The organism is Mesorhizobium sp. 1B3, assembly GCF_050958605.1.
Lineage (GTDB): Bacteria > Pseudomonadota > Alphaproteobacteria > Rhizobiales > Rhizobiaceae.
In genome coordinates this window covers 252,764-267,982 of sequence record NZ_JBJHDO010000005.1, presented here as the reverse complement: position 1 = coordinate 267,982, position 15,219 = coordinate 252,764, and the positions used below count along the sequence as shown (strand labels likewise).

General features: G+C 61.9%; 10 protein-coding genes. 7 read left to right on the top strand and 3 right to left on the bottom strand.

Annotated features, from left to right (window positions below):
* Positions 1-24: 24 nt before the first annotated feature.
* A complete protein-coding gene (locus ACCO56_RS15940; protein WP_433641763.1) occupies positions 25-1,272 on the top strand; it encodes a threonine synthase in 1,248 nt (415 codons plus the stop codon).
* Between the two features lie 29 nt (positions 1,273-1,301).
* Here the strand turns inward: ACCO56_RS15940 and ACCO56_RS15935 are convergent, their stop codons facing one another.
* Genes ACCO56_RS15935 through ACCO56_RS15925 form a run of 3 tightly spaced genes read right to left on the bottom strand, consistent with a single transcriptional unit; the run spans position 1,302 to position 4,966 of the window.
* A complete protein-coding gene (locus tag ACCO56_RS15935) occupies positions 1,302-3,437 on the bottom strand; it encodes a xanthine dehydrogenase family protein molybdopterin-binding subunit (RefSeq protein ID WP_433641762.1) in 2,136 nt (711 codons plus the stop codon).
* The gene (locus ACCO56_RS15930) at positions 3,434-4,432 is read right to left on the bottom strand and encodes an FAD binding domain-containing protein (RefSeq protein ID WP_433641761.1); all 999 of its coding nucleotides are present in this window, start codon (positions 4,430-4,432) and stop codon (positions 3,434-3,436) included. Before ACCO56_RS15930 ends, ACCO56_RS15935 begins: the two co-directional genes overlap by 4 nt.
* A 3-nt stretch (positions 4,433-4,435) precedes the next feature.
* The gene (locus ACCO56_RS15925) at positions 4,436-4,966 is read right to left on the bottom strand and encodes a (2Fe-2S)-binding protein (protein ID WP_433641760.1); all 531 of its coding nucleotides are present in this window, start codon (positions 4,964-4,966) and stop codon (positions 4,436-4,438) included.
* Between the two features lie 908 nt (positions 4,967-5,874).
* Between ACCO56_RS15925 and ACCO56_RS15920 the strand changes: the two genes are divergently transcribed.
* The 6 genes from ACCO56_RS15920 to ACCO56_RS15895 all read left to right on the top strand — a co-directional run bounded on the left by ACCO56_RS15920 (position 5,875) and on the right by ACCO56_RS15895 (position 15,209).
* On the top strand, positions 5,875-7,014 hold the full coding sequence (locus ACCO56_RS15920) for a D-alanyl-D-alanine carboxypeptidase (RefSeq protein ID WP_433641759.1): 1,140 nt from the start codon (positions 5,875-5,877) through the stop codon (positions 7,012-7,014).
* Positions 7,015-7,588: 574 nt separating this feature from the next.
* On the top strand, positions 7,589-9,805 hold the full coding sequence (gene glf, locus ACCO56_RS15915) for a UDP-galactopyranose mutase (RefSeq protein WP_433641758.1): 2,217 nt from the start codon (positions 7,589-7,591) through the stop codon (positions 9,803-9,805).
* The gene (locus ACCO56_RS15910; protein ID WP_433641757.1) at positions 9,802-10,887 is read left to right on the top strand and encodes a glycosyltransferase; all 1,086 of its coding nucleotides are present in this window, start codon (positions 9,802-9,804) and stop codon (positions 10,885-10,887) included. Before glf ends, ACCO56_RS15910 begins: the two co-directional genes overlap by 4 nt.
* Positions 10,884-11,891, top strand: a complete 1,008-nt coding sequence (locus ACCO56_RS15905; RefSeq protein WP_433641756.1) for a Gfo/Idh/MocA family protein — start codon at positions 10,884-10,886, stop codon at positions 11,889-11,891. The genes ACCO56_RS15910 and ACCO56_RS15905 overlap by 4 nt, the downstream gene beginning before the upstream one ends.
* Positions 11,884-12,978, top strand: a complete 1,095-nt coding sequence (locus ACCO56_RS15900; RefSeq protein WP_433641755.1) for a zinc-dependent alcohol dehydrogenase — start codon at positions 11,884-11,886, stop codon at positions 12,976-12,978. Before ACCO56_RS15905 ends, ACCO56_RS15900 begins: the two co-directional genes overlap by 8 nt.
* Entirely contained in the window at positions 12,975-15,209 is a 2,235-nt protein-coding gene (locus tag ACCO56_RS15895) for a glycosyltransferase family 4 protein (RefSeq protein ID WP_433641754.1), read from the top strand. The genes ACCO56_RS15900 and ACCO56_RS15895 overlap by 4 nt, the downstream gene beginning before the upstream one ends.
* Positions 15,210-15,219 lie beyond the last annotated feature (10 nt).

Here is a 15,219-nt window from a genome sequence, read left to right as displayed (position 1 = left end):
CACGGCAGCAACTGGAGAAACGAGATGTCGGTGACGAACGAAACGGTCTCCCTGGCGACAGGGCAGAGGTCATTTGGCCCTGGCAATCCTGTTTTTCCGCTGCTGCCGGCGCATTTGTCGGGCTGCCCCATCACCTCCACAGCGGAAATGCAATATCCGCTGGAACTGACCTTCGACTACGAGAAGGCGAACGGCTTGAGCTTCACGACCGCTGGGGCCTCGCAGAGTTGGCAGCGGCTTCTGCCTCCTCTTCATCCCGGTGCATCCATGCCCGTGGGATCGACGCCATTGGTGGATGTCTCCTCAATCGCTCCCGAACGGTTCAGAGATCGCGGCGTCTTCGTGAAGGACGAAAGCCGCAATCCGACGTGGAGCCACAAGGACAGGCTCAACAAATACACGACCAGCGCTGCGCTTCTTGAAGGCGCTTCGACCATCATAGTGGCCTCGTCCGGCAACCATGGGGTCGCCGCCGCGGCGATGGCAGCTCGTGCGGGACTGAACTGCATCGTCATCACGATGCCGGACGTCAGTCCGGCTTTCCGGGACATGATCATCGGCTACGGTGCCTATCCGGTCTTCTTGCCGGTCGAGGCCAGGTGGCCCGCAATGCGGGCGCTGCGGGAAGTGCCCGGCACCTATCCCGTAAGCAATCTCACCACTTTTCACACGGGCCATCCTTGGGGACCGGAAGGCTACAAGACGATCGCCTACGAGATCCTGGCCGCCTTTGACGGCGAGCCGCCGGCGGCCGTAATCGTGCCAACCGGGTATGGCGAGATGTTGTATGGGATCTTCAAGGGGTTCTGGGAAGCGAAGCACCTCGGCCTGACGAAAAGAGTTCCGCAGCTCGTCTCGGCCGAACCTGCCGCTAGGGGTCCGTTGTTCCATGCATTAAAGGCCGGCAAGGAGGCAACGACGGTCAAAGCGCTTCCCACCATCCAGTCAGGGACCGGATGTACGGTTAACGGCTTCAGGGCCGTGGTTGCCATTCGCGACAGCAATGGCATCCCGATGCTGGTGACGGACGAGGCGGCAGCCGTGGCCCATGCGGCGCTGGCACGGCAAGGCCTTTGGCAGGAATTCGCTGCGAGTGCGGCCTTCGCTGCGCTCAACGACATTCAGGAGTTCACGAACGAAGGTCCCGTGGTGGTCGTCAGTTCTTCCACTGGACTCAAGGAGCCTGCCGGGTCGGTGCAGATCAAGGAGGCGAAGCCGGACCTTGGATCTTTGCGCGCCTACCTGAAATCCGAGTACTCTTTCGCTCTGTAGCAAGCCTCGATATTGTCGCTGCGCCGGGATCACAGCAGCTTGTCCGGCGTGACGGGCAGCTCGCGGATGCGTTTGCCGGTGGCGTGGAAGACGGCGTTCGTGATGGCCGATGCGACACCGACAATGGCGATCTCTCCTAACCCCTTCACGCCGAGCGGGTTCACGTGCGGATCATGCTCGTCCACGAAGACGACGTCCATGACCGGCGGAGCATCGGCATGAACCGGCAACGCATATTCGGCCAGGTTGGCGTTCACAATCCGGCCGTTGCGCGCATCAACGACGGAATGCTCCATAAGAGCCATGCCAATGCCGCCGATCATGCCGCCGATGCATTGGCTGCGGCTCGTCTTGGGGTTGACGACGCGGCCGGCGCCGTAAGCGCCGACCATGCGCCGCACGCGCGTCTGCCCGAGATCCGGGTCGACGGCAACTTCCACGAACACGGCGCCGAAGGCATGCATGGAGTATCGCTCGCTCGCATCGCTCGGCTTCATGTCGGCCGAAGCCTCGACCGGCTGGGCGATGCGCCGCATGGCTTCGGCCAGGTCGTTCGCGCCGGCGCGTGCGAGCGCGTCCTCCCGCGCCTTGCGACACGCCGCCTGGACCGCGCTGCCGACGCTCGCCATGGTCATCGAGCCGCCATGGGGAGGCGTCTTGGGCAACCGACTGTCGCCCAACGTGAATTTGACGCGCTCAATGGGCAGGCCCAGCGTATCGGCCGCGACCTGCGTCATCGACGTCCACGTTCCCGGGCCCATATCGCTCGCCGCACTCGCCACCTCCGCGGTCCCGTCGGGCAGAAGCCGCGCCATTGCTGACGCGGGTGCGAAGTTCATCGGATAGGTCGCGCTTGCCATGCCCCAGCCTAACAGCAACCTTCCCTCGCGCATCGAGCGCGGCTCGGGGGTGCGCCGGCTCCAGCCGAAACGCTCGGCGCCGATCCGATAGCATTCCCGCGTCGAGCGGCTCGAGAACGGCAGCTTCTTGGACTCGTCCCGTTCCGGCTCGTTGCGCAGCCGGAGCTCGACGGGATCGATGTCAAGCGCCACCGCGAGCTCGTCGACGGCGGATTCGAGCGCGAACACGCCGCTTGCCTCGCCTGGGGCGCGCATCCAGGTCGGGGTGTGCACGTTCAGCCGCGCGAGGCGATGGCGGGTGTAAACGTTCGGGCATGAATGCAAGAACCCGGTCGCGTCGAGGAGTGCCTCCGTGTACTCCTCGAAAGTGGAGGTCTCCTGATAAGCGTCGTGGACGATGGCGGAGAGGCGGCCGTCGCGCGACGCGCCGAGGGCGACCCGCTGGATCGTATGGGGGCGGAATCCGGTGCCGTAATACATCTCGCGGCGCGACAGCATCAATTTCACGGGCCGTGCAGCAACACGCGCAGCGAGCGCAGCAAGCGTCACGTGCGACCAAGCCCGCAATCCTGAACCGAAGGCACCGCCAACGAAGGGCGAAACGACGTGGACATTTTCTGACGGAATGCCGAATATGGCGGCAATCTCCCCGGCCACCCCACTCACCCATTGCGTCTTGTCCCACAACGTCAGACGGTCACCCTCCCAAGCGGCTATCGTGGCGTGCATTTCGATCGGATTGTGGTTTTCGCGCGGGATCACATAGGTGGCGTCGACCTTTACCTCGGCGGCCGCGAGCGCGCCTTCGGGATCGCCGCGCCGCGTTTCCGACGGATGGCTCGAGCCTTGGTCGGTCTGTTGCCGTGTCGGCAGGGCCGGTTCAACGACGGTGAAGTCCGTCGATCCGTTTTCGGGCGCATAGCTGACATGCACCAATGTCGCCGCATGGGTTGCCTGTTCCAGCGTTTCTGCGATCACAAGCGCAATTGGCTGTCCCTGATGGTTCACCCGGTCGTCCTGCAATACGTGCAGACGCTCGCCAACTTTCGGATCCGTGAATCCTTTATGCGGAGCATAGGCGAGCTTGGTTGCATTGTGATGAGTGAGAACGGCGATGGTGCCGGGCGTCCGCTCCGCTATTCCCGTTTCGATCGAGGCGATGCGGCCGGACGCGATCGTGCTCCGCACAACCGCCGCGTAGGCTTGACCTGGCTGATCAAACTCGGCGGCATAGGCAGCCTGGCCGGTGACCTTCTGGCGACCATCGACCCGGCTGATGGGTTGCCCAATGATAGCGGTGGTCATGCGCGAGCTCCCGCGGTTTCGACCGCAAGCACGATGGCGCGCTGCATGAGTTCGATCTTGAAGTCGTTATGCCCGCGCCCTTGCGCGCCTTCTGCAACCCGGGCAGCCGCGGGGCGGAGCTCCGCCGGATCGAGGCTGACGCCGGCCAGGGCCGCTTCAACATCGGGCACGCGCCAAGGCTTGGGAGCAACGCCGCCAAGGGCAATGCGTGCCTGGCGGATGCGATCGCCATCCATGTCCAACACCACGGCCGCGGATACCACGGCGAACTCGAAAGATGCGCGGTCGCGCACCTTGAGATAATGCGAGCGCCGCGCTGCCGGGCTCGCCGGCACCGTGATTGCGGTAATCACCTCGCCTGCTTGCAATATCGTTTCGATGTGCGGGGTGTTGCCAGGCAATCGGTGCAAGTCCGCGAGCGGGACGCTGTGTTCCCCGCCGGCATCCTGAATCTCGATGGAGGCATCCAGCGCAACCAGCGCGACCGCGAGATCCGAAGGATGGACCGCGATGCAGTTCTCGCTGGTACCGAGCACGGCATGCCAACGGTTTTCGCCATCCATGGCGGCGCAGCCGGAATCTGGCGCGCGCTTGTTGCACGCGGCATAGCCCACATCTCGAAAATAGGGGCAGCGGGTGCGCTGCAGGAGATTGCCACCCATGGTCGCCTGATTGCGCACCTGGGGGCTCGCGGAGTTCAAGAGCGACTCGGAAACGACAGGAAAATGCTCGATCACGCCGGGATGGGCCGCCACCTCGGCCATCGTGGCCGCGGCCCCCAGCCGGAGGCCCTGCGGTCCTGCTTCGATGCGATTGTCGAGAAGACCTGCGAGGCTCACCAGCCGATCGGGCCGGCGCACGTTTTCCTGGAGAAGCTGCACCATATCGGTGCCGCCGGCGATGTATTCGACGGGCGCATCGTTGCGACCGGACTGCGCACCAAGCGCCACTGCGGCGTTGATATCGCGCGGACGTTCAAGAATGAATGGGTGCATGGTTCACCCCCTCGGCTGCGAAGAGGTTTCCGCCGCGTCCTGAATGGCGGCGACTATGTGGTCGTAGGCGCCGCAGCGGCACAGATTGCCGCTCATCCACTCGCGGATCTCCTCCGGCGAGCCGGCATGCCCCTCCGAGATGCAGGCGATGCCGGCCATGATCTGCCCGGAGGTGCAATAACCGCACTGGAAAGCGTCGCGTTCGATGAAGGCGGCCTGCAAGGGGTGGAGTTCATCACCCCGAGCCAGGCCCTCGATTGTCGTGATCTCGCGGCCTTCAACAAGTGCTGCAAGCGACAGGCAGGATTTTACGCGCTTGCCATCCACGAGCACCGTGCAGGCGCCGCACTGGCCAAGGCCACAGCCCTTTTTGGAGCCTGTCAAATTCAGGTGCTCGCGCAATGCGTCAAGCAGCGTCGTCCGAGAGTCGAGCGTCAACGCATGCTCGGTTCCGTTGACGCGCAAGACGACGTCGAGCTTAGCGGGCGGCGCGCCACCTTGCTGCGCAATGGCCTGCGGTATTGTTCCTGGCATCCAATGTCCTCCCGCAACGGCAGCCCCCGTGATCGCGGCTGTCTCGAGAAGCTCTCGGCGGGTAACATCGGCGGTGCGGATCCTCGAATGTCCTGCGCTTGAAGGTTTTTTCATTGCATTTCTCTCTCAATGAGCAGGCTTGGAGCAGTCCCCCCTTGAATTTTTGGATCGGCATCTCGGTCGCAACGCGCTTCATGATCGCCACGAGGAAGACCAATGAAGACGCGCGGAGTTTCCCGGCGACGTTCACTGTTTTGAGGTAGCGCGAGAGCGCAGCTTGACAAGAACCGCCTCTCGACCTTGGTGCAGATGCGGCACGGCGTGAGCAGATGAGACGATCGGAGAGGCGAGGACGCAAGCCTTCGCGCTGCGACTCATCGCTTCTAGCGATAACGGCTTGTGGTGAGAAGTTCTGCGTCCGGTCCGACCGCGACAAGATCTGAACCTCGTGCCTTGGAGATGCGGCGAGCCTGCCTCGTTCTGATCGACGACGAGGACCGTGTCTCAGGATAACGTCCGCGCCGTCGCCGCCGATGCGCTCAGTCTCCCGGGCTTCACCGCGGAGCTCGGCCGCGACACTCGGCGACGTTTGGCCGTGGGGAAGTTCGCATTCACAAGCTGAGAGCGGCTGTTCGACGGTCACGTCTCCTCTTCCTTTGCCTTGTCTCTCGAACTCGCTAGGCTGTTCATAATTTCTTAATCAAGATTCAAACCGATAAAATTTTAGCGTTCGCGTTGCCGAAATACGCCACTACAACTGTTCGAAAATACAAGGCGGTGTCAGGGCGGTTTAGGCGATGCATGGCGGATTCTGGAGTATATTTACGTCATTCCGAGCGCAGATATCGATTGCAATCGCAGCAACTATTACTTCCGTAGCGCCGGTCTATGCTGGATATGCTCACTTCTTGATTGATGCGAACACTGGAAAAGTTCTCAGCAGCAAAAATGCGGACGTTAAGAACTATCCAGCATCATTGACCAAGATGATGACGCTCTATGCGACTTTCGAGGCGCTGCACGACGGTCGCCTCACCTGGGATAAAAGGATCACGATGACAAAAAGGGGGGCCGCGACGGTTCCCACCAAGCTCGGCCTGCGGGCGGGCGAAAAGCTTACCGTGCGCGAAGCCGTTTTGGGAATGATCATCAGATCCGCCAATGACGCCGCGGAGGCCATGTGTGATCACCTGGCTGGACCACAGGGAAATTGTGGAACGTTTCTGACGCGAAAGGCTCGGGCGCTCGGCATGAAGCAAACCACTTTCCGGAATGGTTCCGGCCTGCCCGACAAGCGTCAAGTCACCACTGCGCGTGATATGGCCAAGCTTGGTATGGCCCTTCAGCGCGACTATCCAAAGGAGTACGCGCTCTTTTCGACGAAGTCCTTCAAGTTCCGCGGCCGCCACATCCGGGGACATAACAACCTGATGTACCGATACAAGGGTATGGACGGCATCAAGACGGGCTTCACCAATGCCTCCGGCTTCAACATCGTCACGGCTGTCAATGACAAGGGCAGGCACGTAGTCGGCGTGGTCCTAGGCGGAAAGACGGCGCGAAGCCGTGACAATCGCATGGCGGCCCTGTTGGATGCGGCGATGCCCAAGGCAACCATAGGAAACGGAGCCGCGATCGCCCAGTCGAACAGGAAACCCGGGATCACACTACCCAAAGTGAATATTCCGATCCCGATGCCGGCCGACCGGCAAGAGAATGTTCAGATCGCCTCATCTGACGACGGTGTCGCAGACATCATTCAGGCGTTTGCATCAGAGGAAGTGACGGCGGAGCGCAGTCCGTGGGAGGTGCAGATCGCGGCGACGGATTCGCGAGATTCAGCACTGGCGCTGCTGTCGGAGGCACAAACGGGTATCTCCGGCCGCTTCGAACACATCGCGCCTCACACGGAGGCGATTACAAATGGTGCGGCAACCCTCTACCGGGCAAGGTTCACCGGCTTCGATGCTCGGTCTGCCGCAGCCTCGGCCTGCAAAGAGCTACGAGCGCAATCCTACGAGTGCATGGTCGTTCAGAACAACGGGTGAGCGACGCTTTCGCGGAAATCGCGGGAAGCAGCCGAGCACGAAAGCGTGCGTTTGGGTGCGAATTTCTTGCTCGGTCGTCCATGCATAAACACGACGTCATCAATAACGTCCGGCAATGCGGAGCAATGCCGCGATAGCCGGAAGCTTGCTGCGCGGGGTCGTCTGAACAGCGCTGATTGATGGCGACGACAGCGATGCCGATGTCAGTCAGAAGGCGCGCACGCTGAAGCAATTCACCAAGAGGAAGATCGTTACCGTCACCGAATTGGTGGTAGCGAACGCGCCCCTTCGCTCCGGAAAGCCTAAAAATCAACATATGTTAAAAGGCGCTAAAATAAAAACCGCTTCCGCCTCGGATGCCCGGAACAAGCGACGTTCATCAAGGTTCTTGACCTGGAAAATTTCCAGCCCGCGACAGACCCCTGTCGCCTATCTAAGGTCGAGAATATTGAACGATTCCACCATTCCGGTCTCACCCTCACCTGTCGCGCTGCAATCAAATCACACAGTCTCACCGCTCATATGTTTTTCGCATCTGCGCTGGGATTTCGTCCTTCAGCGGCCGCAGCATCTCATGCAGCGTTTTGGCCGCGAGCGCTCCGTGTTCTTCTGGGAAGAGCACATCCCCACCGATCATCATCTGCCCTATCTGGAATTCCACGCGTTCGATGACACCAGCGTGATAGCGGTACGCCCTCGCGTTCCGCACGCTTGGCAGGGCGAACGGCTGCAAGCCGCCTTATCGCGGCTGCTCGACCAATTGCTCGTTCTGCACCGGGCCGATCGGCCGGTCCTGTGGTTCTATACGCCGATGATGTATCCTGTCGCACAGCACCTCGATGCAGCGGCAGTGATCTATGACTGCATGGACGAGCTGTCCGCCTTTCGCTTCGCACCACCGGAGCTGCGCAGCTGCGAGGCGATGCTCATGCGCCGCGCCGACGCCGTCTTCACCGGTGGCCACAGCATCTTCGAGGCGAAGAGACATCTACACGACAACATTCATCCGTTTCCCTCGAGCGTCGACGTCGCGCATTTCGCCGTTGCCCGAAGGCTCACCGATGCGGGCGCCGATCTGCGGCAGCTTCAAAAGCCGATACTCGGCTATTACGGCGTGATCGACGAGCGCATCGACCTAGACCTGATCGCGGCGCTGGCTGCGGCGCGGCCCAACTGGTCGATCGTCATGGTGGGACCCGTGGCCAAGATCGATCCTGCGGCGCTGCCCCAGGCGAGCAACATCCACTATCTCGGCCGCAAGGACTATGCGGAGCTCCCGGCCTGTCTGTCCGGCTGGGACGTCGCGCTCATGCCTTTCGCAATAAACGAGGCGACGCGATTCATCAGCCCAACCAAGACACCGGAATATCTCGCTGCCGGCCGGCCCGTCGTGTCGACGCCGGTCGCCGATGTTGTTCGCCATTACGCCGATGTCGAGGGCGTGTTGATCGCCCGCAATGCAGATGCGTTCGTCAACGCCTGCGAACGCGCACTTGCGTTGTCACACAACCCGGACGCCTGGCTACCTGCCGTCGATACGCTCCTGGCGCGCACCTCCTGGGACCAGACCTTCATGCGGATGTCTTCGATGGTTGACGAGGCGATCGCGAGGAAGGCCGAAAAGCCGGCGAGGCCCGTGATCTTCCGACCAAGCGGCCGAACCCCCTATGATTACCTGATTGTCGGCGCCGGCTTCGCCGGCTCGGTGCTGGCCGAACGTCTCGCCGCGTCCGGTAAGCGGATCTTTCTTTGCGACCAGCGCTCCCACATAGCCGGCAACACTTTCGACTTCCGCGACGAAGCCGGCATCCTCGTTCACAAATACGGCCCGCATATTTTTCACACCAACAGCCAGGAAATCTTTGACTATCTCTCGCGCTTTACGCGGTGGCGACCTTATGAGCATCGAGTGCTCGCGGCCGTGGCCGGCACCCTCCTGCCCATCCCGATCAACCGCACGACACTCAACAGGCTCTATGGCGTTGAGCTACAGGATGAGGCGAGCGCTGCCGCGTTCCTGGCCACCCGCGCCGAGCCGGTGGCAGACATCCGCACCTCACGCGACGTGGTCGTCTCCCAGGTTGGCACCGATCTCTACCGCACCTTCTTCGAGGGTTATACGCGCAAGCAATGGGGTCTTGATCCGTCGGAACTCGACAAATCGGTGACCGCTCGCATTCCGACTCGCACCTCGACCGACGATCGCTATTTCCTCGACACGTATCAGGCGATGCCCGCGGAAGGCTTCACGCAGCTTTTCGAAAACATGCTGGATCACGACAACATCCGTGTCGAAACCGGCGTCGATCATCGCGACACGCGACATGAGAAACTGGCGCGCCGAACGATCTTTACCGGCCCCATCGATGTGTATTTCGACCATCGGTTCGGGCCCCTTCCTTACCGAAGCCTCGTGTTTCACCACGAGACACTTGACTGCGAGCAGTACCAGCCAGTCGCGGTGGTGAATTATCCTTCGGAGGAGGTGCCTTACACCCGCGTAACGGAATACAAGCATTTGACGGGTCAGCGCCATGCCAGGACGAGCATTTCCTACGAATTTGCTCGCGCCGATGGCGATCCTTATTATCCGATCCCACGGCCGGAGAATCAGACGCTTTACAAACAATATGAAGCGCTGGCGCGTACACAGGACGATGTGATCTTCGTCGGCCGTCTTGGCACCTACAAATACTACAATATGGACCAGGTGGTCGGACAGGCTCTTGCCACCTTCCGCCGCCTGGAAAAGTCGGAGGCCGTCCAGACCTGGACCTCGGCGGCCGAATGACAGAGGATCCTCGCCTGATCGTGCTGGCCACGGACAGTGCCGTGCCCTCGGGCGTGGGCGAACACATGCTGACGCTCGCGGGCGTGCTCGTGCCCACATATGGCATCGTGCTCGCCTTCCCATCGCACGGCGACGGGCCACGTTTCCTCGCCCGTGCCGCCGATGCGGGATTTGAGACCATTGCGCTCGGAGAGCACTTCGCTGCATGGGTCAGGTCGCGACATCCCGCGCTCCTTCACGTCCACGCCGGCATCGGCTGGGAAGGCCACGAACTGGTCGAGGCCGGCCGGAAGGCGGGCATTCCCGTCGTGCGTACGGAGCACCTCCCCTACCTGATCACCGATCCGGAACAGAAATCCCGCCATCGCATGGCCGCGACCCTTGCCGATGCGCTCGTTGTCGTTTCGGACGCGGCCGCTGCAAGCTACCGGGCCGAAGGCTTCATCCACATCGTCACCATCAGAAACGGCATTGACGTGCCTGTCGCACGACGAGCACGCAGCGAAACCCGCGCGGCCCTTTCGATCCCGGAAGAGGCGCGGATCGTAATCACGGTCGCGCGCTTCACGGCACAGAAAGGGTACAATTCTTTGCTGCAGGCTGCGGCAACAGTGTCGTCTCAGTTGCCGCAAACTGTTTTCCTCTTGGTCGGCGACGGCCCTGAACAGACGGCAATGCGGGCCCTGGCCGCTTCCCTGAACCTGTCCAACGTCGCTTTTCTCGGCCGACGCGCGGACGTGCCGGATCTTCTCGCCGCCGCTGATCTGTTTGTGCTGCCGTCGCTTTTCGAAGGCCTGCCCCTTGTCGTGCTGGAAGCGATGGCGCTCGCCATTCCTATCGTTGCGACCCGGGTCGGTGGCACCGTCGAGGCGCTAGGACAGGACTATCCTTTTCTCGCACCTCCCGCCGATACCTCCCTCATCGCGGCAGCGATCATCAAGGCTCTGTCCGACCGACTTGCAAGTCGGGTTATCGGCATCCGAGCCAGGCAGCGCTTCGAAGAACGGTTCACGGCGGCTCGCATGGGACGCGAAATTTCGGCGCTTTACCGCGCGACGATGGAAAGGATGTGCGAAGCATGAAAGGAGGACACGAACGGCTCAGGATCGGCTTCATAGGAGCCGGAGGGATTGCTGCAAGGCATATCGGAGTTTTATCCGGTATGGACGACGTCGCTATCATCGGCATCGCCGATCCCGATTTCGCGCGCGCGGTCGATCTTGCCGGAAGGCTTGGCGCCCGTGCCTACAACTCTCATGAAGAACTGATCGAAAGTGAGCGCCTCGACGCGGTTTATGTCTGCATTCCGCCTTTTGCACATGGCGAGGTCGAAGCGACAGTCATCGCTGCAGGTCTCCCTTTCTTTGTCGAAAAGCCGTTATCACTCGACGTTGCAACCGCAGAGCGCATTGCCTGTCTCGTCGAGGAGCATCACCTCGCTACCGCCGTAGGTTATCATTGGCGCTACCTGGACACCGTCGAGGAAGCACGCGGCCTGCTTGCGGGCAACCCGGCCGCGCTGGTTATGGGACACTGGCTCGACCGGACGCCGCCGCCGCAATGGTGGTGGCGGCAGGACCGGTCCGGCGGCCAAGTCGTCGAGCAAGCGACGCACATCATCGACCTCGCCCGCCACCTCGTGGGCGAGGTGACCGAAGTCTATGCGCAAGGAGCTCACACGGTCCCGCGCATCGAATTTCCCGATCTCGACATCGCGACCGCCACCGCCGTCTCGCTGCGCTTCGCTTCGGGCGCAGTGGGCTCACTGGCGGCGACCTGTCTGCTGGACTGGGGCCATCGTACCGGCCTTCACCTTTTCTGCAATGGCCTAGCGATCGAACTGTCCGACCGAGAACTCATGGTCGATATTGGGCGGGGTCGCCCGGTGCGGCAGGCGATAGGGGATCCCGTCGAGCGCGAGGACCGAGATTTCCTGGATGCCGTAAGAGGGCTGCCGAATTGCGTCCGCTGCCCCTATGGCGAGGCGTTCAAGACGCACCGTGTCGCGCTGGCAATCGCACAATCGGTCGTGTCGCGACAGCCGGTTGCAGTTGATGATTTTCTGGGGGAGCCGGCTGGTGCCTGAATATCGAACCATCCGCTCTTTGGGGATCGAGGCGCCTGGAAAACCCTATTTCTTCTCCTATGAGGAAGGGCCGCCTGCGGAAGGGCAGGTTCGGCTCGAAGCCGTCTATAGCGGCTTCTCGGCGGGTACAGAGCTGACTTTCTTGAAGGACACAAACCCCTACCTGCATTCGCGCTGGGATAATGAGCGCTGCGTCTTTGTCGATGGCGAACCTAGCGCACCGTTTCCCGTGCCGTTCCTCGGCTACATGGAGGTTGGACGGATCACCGAGAGCCGCGCGGGCGGCTTCGTCACCGGCGAGGTGATTGCCGCGAGCTATGGTCACAAATCAGGCCACACCGCCGACCCCTTTCACGAGTTGCTGGTCGGAATGCCTGACGGTGTCGACCCGATGCTCGGCATCTTCGTGGCACAGATGGGCCCGATCGCCGCCAACGGAATCCTGCATGCCGACGCCGAAACCTTTGGTCCCGATGTCCGCCGTCTCGGCGAAAGCCTTCCGGGACGCCCGGTGGTCGTCTTTGGCTGCGGCACGGTGGGGCTCTTGACCGCGCTGTTCGCCCAAATGCTAGGTGCCGAGATCGTCGTTGCGGAACCATCTCGCTGGCGCCGGGAGAAAGCCGAATCGCTCGGGTTGACGGCCATGTCGGAGGCTCAGGCTTGGCAGCACGCCAAATCTCGCTGGCATCATGGCGGCCAGGACCGCGGAGCTGACTTCGTCTTCCAGACGCGGGCCCGATCTGAAAGCCTGCAGGACGCGCTCCGAGCGTTACGACCACAAGGCACGGTCATCGACCTTGCCTTTTATCAGGGCGGCGCAGACGGGGCCCGCTTGGGCGAAGAATTCCATCACAACGGACTGTCGCTACGCTGCGCGCAGATCGGCCGGGTGCCCCGCGGGCTTGGGCATCGGTGGGACCGTCGTCGACTTTCGGCAGAGACGCTCGCGCTTCTCGAAAGGTACGGCGAGGCGATCCGCCGCGAGATGATCACGCATATCGTGCCGGTCGATGAAGCACCTTCCTTCCTGTCGCATCTCGTTGCCGATCGCCCCGAGTTCCTCCAGATCGTGTTCAGCTTCGAATGACCGACAAAAATCCGACGCCTGTACGCATCTTGTTCGTCTTTGCCTGGTTGGTCGTTGGTGGCGAAGAGACAGAAGTTCGGCTGCTTGCTCGCGCGTTGGATCCGAAGCGATACCGCCTCGACGTCGTCGTATGTTTCCGCAAACCGGGCATGGCGGATCAGACTCACCGTCAGTTGGAAGCGCTCGGCGTCGATGTCGACTGCGTGCCATACGACCTCTCGTTCGAGGACACGGTCGATTATCTGGCGCACAAGATCCCGGCCTACGACGTGGTCGTTTCCTGCCAAAACGTTGCCGACATCTACCCTGCCCTCGAGAAGCTCCGTTGGCGCCCGCCGCTGATCGAGCATGGCGGCCTGGTATCCGAAGCTCTTGCGGGTCCCAAGCATTTCACCAGCCGCTATGTCGGTGTCTGCCGCACCATCCGGGAGGCCGCGGCCTTGAAGATGCCCGGCCGCGAACATTGCGCGCTGGAAATCCCTTCCATGGTCGATCTAAGCGAGTTCACACCATGCGATCGCGCCCGAATGCGTGCCGAACTCGGCCTGAGCGAGGATATGGTGCTCGTTGGTTGGGTTGGCAGGTTGGATGCCAAGAAACGCGTCGAGGACTTTATCGAGGCCGCCGCGATCATATGCCCCCGGCTGCCGCACGTCCGCTTTGTCATAGTCGGGGGCCCGGACGCCTTCATGCCGGACTACGCCGAAACGTTGCGGCGGCTTGCGAACCTGCATGGTCTCTCCGATACCATGACCTTCCTTGGCGACCGCCCGGACGTACCTGCCCTTCTTTCGGCGATGGACGTCTTCGTCTGGCTGTCCCGCGGCGAAGGCATGCCACATGTCATCTCGGAGGCTGGGGCGGCGGGCCTGCCGGTGGTCGCGACGGCCGACAATGGCTCGACCCAGCAGATGGAGCACGGTGTCTCGGGTCTGTTCGTGCCCCATGAAACCCCGGCGGACGTTGCGGCAGCAATCGAACACCTGGCATGCAATCCGACGCTGCGCGCGCGGTTAGGCCATGCACTGCGCAGGAAGGTTCAGACCAACTACGCGCTCGAGGTCGTGGCACCCCAGTGGCAGACGCTTTTCGAAACTGTTCTGGCCGAGCGGGTGCCCGCCCCTACTCCATCCATCCTTTCCAGTTTCATCCAGGGCGGCTTCGAATGCTCCACCCATAAACGACGCGACGGACGCCGTCTCGATCTGCTTTCGGCGACCGGCCACGACAAGCATGCAGCTGCCGACTATGCACAGCTCACCGCACACGGCATCAGTACAGTCCGCGATGGACTGCGCTGGCATTTTATCGAACAAGCCGCTGGCCGCTACGATTGGTCGAGTTTCCTGCCATTACTGCGCGCGGCACAGGGCCAGCAGGTACAGGTGGTGTGGGATTTGATGCACTATGGCTGGCCGGACGATATCGACATCTGGTCGCCGGATTTTGTCAGCCGCTTCGCGCGCTTTGCCTCCGCCGCAGCGCGGATCGTTCGGGACGAAACAGACGCGATCCCCTTCTATTGCCCAATCAACGAGATCTCGTTCCACGCCTGGGCTGGCGGCGACGTGGCTTATTTCAATCCTCATGCGCGCGGGCGTGGCTTCGAGCTAAAGGTTCAGCTCGCCCGCGCAGCCATTGCGGCGATGCACGAGATCCTGAACGTCGATTCGCGGGCGCGTTTGGTCCATTGTGAACCGGCCATCAACATCGTCGCTGATGAGTCCCGGCCGCAGCAGCGCGGCGAGGCCGAAGCGGCGCGATTGGCGCAGTTCCAGGCTTTCGATATGATTGCCGGACACCTCTGGCCCCAACTTGGAGGTGAGACGAAACTGTTGGATATCGTCGGCCTTAACTACTATCATGACAACCAGTGGCTGTTCGGAAGCACCTCGATCGCCGCCGACCATCCGCAGTCAAAGCCCTTTCGTTACTTCCTCACCGAAGCGTTTGCCCGCTACGGGCGTCCGCTGCTCGTCGCCGAAACCGGCATTGAAGGGGATGGACGCGTGGCCTGGTTCTCTATGATGGTCGCCGAGGTCGAGGCGGCACGCGCAGCCGGCGTTCCGGTCGAAGGCATCTGCCTTTACCCGATCATCGACCATATCGGATGGGATGACGACCGTGAATGCCCGAGCGGGCTTTTGTCCTGCCGGCCGGTGAATGGCCGGCGCGAGGAATACGCGCCACTCGCTGAGGCAATCGAGCACCGGCGCTACAACAATGTGTGAGACTTCGGCA